The sequence below is a fragment of the Alcanivorax sp. HI0083 genome (assembly GCF_001635175.1).
Genome location: NZ_LWFX01001650.1, coordinates 1 through 370 on the forward strand (window position 1 = coordinate 1; position 370 = coordinate 370).

The following is a 370-nucleotide window of genomic DNA, read 5'->3' on the forward strand; positions in this document are numbered from 1 at the left end:
TCAGGCCATGAAATGCTGATAATTGATACATCCACCCTGACACCGGTGTTTCTCTAAAATCAGAATCGCGTGACCCTCCATTATTCTCGTCCATGTATTTATTGATATTAAAATCAACAATGTCATCTTCTTCAAAGGCACCCAACTCCAGAAGATTTAGCTCAAGGGCTTTAACAAGAGCTCTTTTTTTCTTTCTATTGTCAATATCTTCTTTCAATGCCTGTTCGTAGGAAGAAAGCACCGCTTCAATTTTATCCATAACATGCTTTGTTGATGAACGAGGCCTGTCCCATTCATCGAGGACCTCAAAAAGAGGTCGTTTACGAAAAGCAAGCTCACCCCCGTACTCGCTGCTATAAGCACAAAGCCC

Annotated in this window: 1 protein-coding gene; it reads right to left on the reverse strand. The window is 41.6% G+C overall.

Annotated elements, in window-relative coordinates; all coding sequences use genetic code 11:
- The coding region (locus tag A3754_RS24245) for a hypothetical protein (protein ID WP_197468839.1) at nucleotides 1-259 on the reverse strand (259 nt) is incomplete at its 3' end.
- Nucleotides 260-370 lie beyond the last annotated feature (111 nt).